The 5,335-nt window shown below is 68.9% G+C and carries 5 protein-coding genes; all 5 read right to left on the bottom strand.

What is annotated here, in order from left to right; genetic code table 11:
- The coding region (murF, locus tag B1A78_RS20160; RefSeq protein ID WP_077148663.1) for a UDP-N-acetylmuramoyl-tripeptide--D-alanyl-D-alanine ligase at positions 1–930 on the bottom strand (930 nt) is incomplete at its 3' end.
- Positions 927–2,366, bottom strand: coding sequence for a UDP-N-acetylmuramoyl-L-alanyl-D-glutamate--2,6-diaminopimelate ligase (locus B1A78_RS20165; protein ID WP_077148664.1), 1,440 nt, complete (start codon positions 2,364–2,366; stop codon positions 927–929). The genes B1A78_RS20165 and murF, both read right to left, overlap by 4 nt.
- Entirely contained in the window at positions 2,366–4,057 is a 1,692-nt protein-coding gene (locus B1A78_RS20170) for a penicillin-binding protein 2 (RefSeq protein ID WP_077148665.1), read from the bottom strand. The genes B1A78_RS20165 and B1A78_RS20170 overlap by 1 nt, the downstream gene beginning before the upstream one ends.
- Positions 4,054–4,638 (bottom strand): hypothetical protein, encoded by a 585-nt coding sequence (locus B1A78_RS20175; RefSeq protein WP_083734365.1) that lies wholly within the window; start codon positions 4,636–4,638, stop codon positions 4,054–4,056. The genes B1A78_RS20170 and B1A78_RS20175 overlap by 4 nt, the downstream gene beginning before the upstream one ends.
- On the bottom strand, positions 4,632–5,335 hold a 704-nt coding region (gene rsmH / locus B1A78_RS20180; protein WP_077148666.1), incomplete at its 5' end, for a 16S rRNA (cytosine(1402)-N(4))-methyltransferase RsmH. The genes rsmH and B1A78_RS20175, both read right to left, overlap by 7 nt.

The raw sequence follows: 5,335 nt of genomic DNA on the forward strand, positions 1-5,335 counted from the left end.
GGCAAAGGCGAGCCCCGCCGCGGGCAGATCGCCGCCGACCGCCTTGACCGCGGCGAGCACCGCGAGCGCGTTCGACACCCAATGCGCGCCCGCCTGCGCGATGTTGAAGCAGAGCAAGGCATCCTGGACCTGCGCGGTGACGAGCGAGCCGCCCTGCCCGTCGGGCAACCAGTCGACCGCGCGCACATCCGCGCCGGCGCCGAGGCCGAAGCTGACGACATGGCCGGCATGTTGTTCGGCCTTGGCGCGCAGCCGCGCATAATGCGGGCTGTCGAAGGGGACGATGGCGGTACCGCCGGGTTCGAGCCCTTCAAAAATCTCGCCCTTCGCGTCGGCAATCGCCTCTTCGCTGCCGAAAAATTCCATATGCGCGGGCGCGATGGTCGTGACGATCGCGACATGCGGGCGCACCATGCGGGTCAGCGCGGCGAGTTCGCCGGCGTGGTTCATCCCCATTTCGAACACGCCATAATCGGCAGTCGACGGCATGCGCGAAAGGCTGAGGGGCACGCCGACATGGTTATTGTAGCTTTTGACCGAGCGGTGCGCCTTGCCCGGGCGGAAGCGGTCGAGCGCGGCGAACAGCGCCTCCTTGGTCCCGGTCTTGCCCGCCGAGCCGGTGACGCCGATGATCCGTCCATGGCAGCGCGCACGCGACGCGGTGCCGAGCGCGTCCAGCGCCGCCGCGCTGTCGGCGACGCGGATATGCGGGTGGTCAATGGCGGTTTCGCAGACGATGCCCGCGGCACCCGCCGCAATCGCCTTGTCGATGAAGCGGTGGCCGTCGGTCTCCTCGCCCTTCATCGCGATGAAGAGGTCGCCGCTGGTCACCTCGCGCGAATCGAAGGCGACGCCGTGGACGGTGAAGTCGCCGCTCGCGGTGCCGCCCGTTGCGGCCGCGATGGCGCGGGCGGTCCACAGCGGGTTCATGCGGCACACTCGCGCGCGACAGTGACATCGTCGAAGGGGATGACGCGCATCGCATCGCCCCGGCCGACGATCTGGCCCTGTTCATGCCCCTTGCCCGCGATGCACACGATATCGTCGGCGCGCGCCTCGGCAATCGCGGCGGCGATCGCCGCGCGGCGGTCGCCGATGACCTGCGCGCCGGGCGCACCGACGGCGATCGCAGCGCGAATGTCGGCGGGATCTTCGCCGCGCGGATTGTCGTCGGTGATGATCGCGATATCGGCCTTGGCGGCGGCGACCTTGCCCATTTCGGGGCGTTTGTCGGTGTCGCGGTCGCCGCCGGCGCCGAAGACGAGGATCAGGCGGCCGGTCGCGTGCGGGCGCAGCGCGTCGAGCGCCGCCTCGATCGCGTCGGGGGTATGCGCATAATCGACATAGACCGGCGCGCCCGTGCGGGTGATCGCGGCGCGTTCGAGGCGCCCACGCACCGGCTGGAGCCGCGCGAGGTTGCCGAGCGTCTGCGCGACGTCGCCGCCCGTCGCGATGACGAGCCCCGCCGAGACGAGCGCATTGGCGACCTGATAGGCGCCGATCAGCGGCAGGGTCACTTTCTGTGCCACCGGGCCCGCCGCGATCACCAGCGACTGGCCGAGCTGCGTCGGCTCGCGCGAGACAAGGCGGAGGTCTTCGCCATGTTTGCCGACGGTCAGGATGCGTAGCCCGCGCTGTTTCGCTTCATATTCGGCGGCGGGCGACCAGATGTCGTCGTTCCAGATCACCGCGGTGCCGCCCGGCTCGACCACCTCGCGGAACAGCCGCATCTTGGCCGCCATATAGCTGTCCATATCGCCATGATAATCGAGATGATCGTGGCTGAGGTTGGTGAAGGCGGCGGCCTTTACCACCAGACCCTCGGTCCGATACTGGTCGAGCCCGTGGCTCGATGCCTCGAACGCCGCATGGGTTACCCCCTCGGCAGCGAGGCCCGACATGTTCGACAGGAAGGTGACGATATCGGGGGTGGTGAGCCCGGTCGAGGCGCTGTCGTTCGACGTCGTGATGCCGAGCGTGCCGATCGACGCCGCCTGGAACCCAGCCATGCGCCAGAGCTGGCGCGTCATTTCGACGGTCGAGGTCTTGCCGTTGGTGCCGGTCACCGCGACGCAGGTCGCGGGGAATTTGTGGAAGAAGCGCGCGGCGATATGCGCGAAGGCGCGGCGCGGGTTGGCGTCGGCGATATGCACCGCGCCCTCGACCTTCGCCTCGGGCCGCGCGACGACGGCGATCGCGCCGGCGGCGACCGCGGCGGCGATGAAATCCTCGCCATTGAACTTCTCGCCGACGAAGGCGCCGAAGATCGTGCCCGGCGCGACCTTGCGATGGTCGATCGCGAGCCCGGTGACGACGGGGTCGGCGTCCAACAGATCCTGTTTTTCGATCAGCGCCGCGAGACGCATTACTCGGCTTCCCCATTCTTCCAGAGCAGCGGGGTCAGTTCGGATACGTCGACATCGCGGCTTTCGTCGGGGAAGACGCCGAGCATCGGGCCGGCGCGCATCACAACCTTGCGGACCACCGGCGCGGCGGTCCAGCCGGCGGTGCGCTGGCCCGAGCTATAGGCATTGCCCTTGGGCTGGTCGATCATCGCGATGATGACATAGCGCGGATTGTCCATCGGGAAAGCGGCGGCGAAGGTCGCAACGACCGCGGTGCGGTTATAGCCGCCGATGCCGGGCTTTTCGGCGCTGCCCGTCTTTCCGCCGACGCGGAAGCCCGGCGCTTCGGCCTGCTTGCCGGTGCCGTCGGAGACGATCAGGCGCAGCAGCTGGCGCATGCGCGCGCTGGTCGATGCCTTGAACACGCGGCGGCCCTGCGGCGGTGCCTGATCGCCGAGCTTGAGCATCGTCGCGGGGCGATAGATGCCGCCGTTGACCAGCGCGGCATAGGCGCTGGCGAGGTGCAGCGGGGTCACCGCGATGCCATGGCCATAGCCGGTGGTCATCGTCGTGACGCGGCCCCAGTCGCGCGGCCACAGCGGGAAGGCGCGTTCCTTGAGTTCGATGCCCGGGCGCTTGTCGAAATCGAGGCTGCGGAACATCACCTCCATCTTTTCGCGGCCGAGTTCGTCGGCGATCTGCGCGGTGACGATGTTCGAGCTGTGGATCAGCGTTTCGGGGACATTGTACCAGCGTCCGGCGGGGTGGCTGTCGCGGATGCGGAAACCCGCGATCGCAAGCGGCTTGGTCGCGTCGTAGCGCCGCGCCATGCTGGTCACGGTGCCGGCATCGATCGCGGCGGCGACGGTCAGCGGCTTGAAGGTCGAGCCGAGCTCGTAGAGATTATAGGTCACCGCGTTGCGGCGCGTCGCGGGATCGCTGCCGGTCAGCTTGTTCGGGTTGAAGGTCGGCAGCGACGCCATGGCGAGCACTTCGCCGGTGTGAACGTCGAGAATGATACCCGCCCCGCCGAGCGCCTCGAGGTTCGTCACCGCCGAGCCGAGTTCGCTTTCGAGCACGCCCTGCACGCGCGCATCGACCGAGAGCGCGAGCGGCTGGCCGCGCGTCGCGGCGTCGGTGAGCCGGTCGTTGAACGCGCCCTCCATGCCCGTGACGCCCTGCCCCTCGGCATTGAGGAAACCGAGCGTATGCGCGGCGAGGCTGAGCTGCGGATAGAGACGCTCCTTCTCGCGCGGGAAGTCGAAGCCGATCTCGCCGATCGCGTTCACCGCCGCGACCTGATCGGGCAGCGCGCGGCGGCGAATATAGGTGGCGCGCGGGCCGGTCAGCTTGGCGAGAAATTCGGCGCGCGGCGTGTCGGGGAAGATTTTGGCCAGCTCGTCGGCGAGATATTCGCGGTCGTTGAGCAGCTTCGACGGCACGACGCGGATCGAATAGCCGTCGATCGTGCGCGCCAGCGGCACACCGTTGCGGTCGACGATATCGGCGCGCGCGGGGACGAAGGCCGAGGCGCCGCCACGCTGCGGCGTCGTGTCGAAGACGGCGAAATAGAGCAGGCGGAGCGAGACGAAGAAAATCGCCGCCATGAACAGCAGCATCAGGATCATCAGCCGCTGCTGCGCGGTGAGCAGCAGTTGCTGACGTACCCCGGCGGTACGGATGCGCGTCGGACGGACGACTACCGTGTTCATCGGCCCTTGCTGTCCCCTGCTTCGGCGGCCGCCGCACGCTTGAGGTCGGCGAGCGTCGATTCGGCGAGGAGTTGGTCCTCGATCATCTTCAATTGTTCGCGGCGGCGCGTCGGCGCCATCCGGGGGGCGACGTCGGACTGGACAGCGGCGACCTTGACCGGCGCGGGCTTCGCCGCGGCGGCGGCCGGTGCGTCTTCGGCGGGCTTCGCCTTTTCGGGCAGCGCGACGGGCGAGACCATCGCCATCAGCACCGGCGCGACGTCGTTGGCGCCCCGCGCGCGCGGCAGGCGGCCAACCGACGCGAGCTGGCGCTCGTTGGCGAGATACTGGCTGGCCGAGGGCGCCGAATAGCCGAAGGTGTCGGCGTTCCACTGTTCGAGCTGGCGCATCGAGGCGCGCACCGCGAGTTCGGATTCGAGGTAGCGGATATTGTCGCGGGTGCGGTTGATCTGCTGGTTGATCTGCGCGAGTTCGCTGCGCGTCGCCGCGACCTTCAGCGACATCGGGTAAAGTGCCATCGCGAAGAGAAGCACGAACAGGACCAGCCCGATCCCCTGCAATTTGCGTGCTGCCATCAACATGAGACCGCCTCCTTCGTCGTCGAATCGTCGGACCATGCGGGCGCGGCGGTGCGCACCGCGCTGCGCAATGTCGCCGAGCGCGCGCGCGGGTTGCGCGCCTCTTCGGCCTTTCCCGGGCGCACCTTGCGCGCCGGGGGCAGGAAAGTTGCGGCCCGCGCCGGAGGGGCTAACGCGGGCCGGTGGCGCGACCCGGCGGCATCGCCTCCGCTCCGTTCGCGCAGGAAATTCTTCACGATGCGGTCCTCGGTGCTGTGGAACGACACCACCGCGAGGCGGCCGCCGGGGCGCAGCAGCCGTTCGGCGGCGTCGAGGCCGGCCTTGAGCTCGTCGAGCTCGCCGTTGATGTGGATGCGGATCGCCTGGAAGCTGCGCGTCGCGGGATCCTTGGGCGCGCCCGGCGGGTGGCGGAGCGCCTTGCGGATCACCGTCGCGAGTTCGGCGGTACGGGTAAGCGGGCGCGCGGCCACGATCGCGCGCGCGACGCGGCGCGACTGGCGTTCGTCGCCATAATGGAAGAGCACGTCGGCGATCGCGCCCTCGTCGGCGCTGTTGAGCCAGTCGGCCGCGGTCTCGCCATCCTGCGCCATCGTCATGTTCAGCGGCCCGTCGTTCTGGAACGAAAAGCCGCGATCGGCGCGGTCGAGCTGCATCGACGAGACGCCGATGTCGAAGACGATACCGTCGACCGCGTCGATGC

It is taken from the genome of Sphingopyxis sp. KK2, from assembly GCF_001990265.1.
In the GTDB taxonomy this organism is placed as follows: Bacteria; Pseudomonadota; Alphaproteobacteria; order Sphingomonadales; family Sphingomonadaceae; genus Sphingopyxis.